The organism is Streptococcus sp. GMD6S (assembly GCF_000297015.1).
Genome location: NZ_AJRH01000363.1, coordinates 1 through 569, shown reverse-complemented (window position 1 = coordinate 569; position 569 = coordinate 1). Strand labels below are relative to the sequence as shown.

1 pseudogene is annotated in these 569 nt (G+C 46.4%); it reads left to right on the top strand.

Annotated features, from left to right (window positions below):
- Window positions 1–569 (top strand): annotated as a pseudogene (locus tag GMD6S_RS11635) (transketolase); the annotation flags it as partial.

Here is a 569-nt window from a genome sequence, read left to right as displayed (position 1 = left end):
AAAGAAAATGTTGCAGATCGTGGCGCATCAGCTTATCAAGCTTGGACTAAATTAGTTGCTGACTATAAAGAGGCTCATCCAGAACTGGCTGCAGAAGTAGAAGCCATTATTGACGGCCGTGACCCAGTTGAGGTGACTCCAGCAGACTTCCCAGCCTTAGAAAATGGATTTTCTCAAGCAACTCGTAACTCGAGTCAGGATGCCTTGAATGTTGTAGCAGCTAAGCTACCAACCTTCCTAGGTGGATCAGCTGACCTTGCTCACTCAAACATGACTTATATCAAAACGGACGGACTTCAAGACGACGCTAATCGCTTGAACCGCAACATTCAGTTTGGTGTTCGTGAATTTGCAATGGGAACGATTTTGAACGGGATGGCTCTTCATGGTGGACTTCGTGTATACGGTGGTACTTTCTTTGTCTTCTCTGACTATGTGAAAGCAGCTGTCCGTTTGTCAGCCTTGCAAGGACTTCCTGTGACTTATGTCTTTACCCACGATTCGATCGCAGTTGGTGAAGATGGTCCAACTCACGAACCAGTTGAACACTTAGCAGGTCTCCGTGCTAT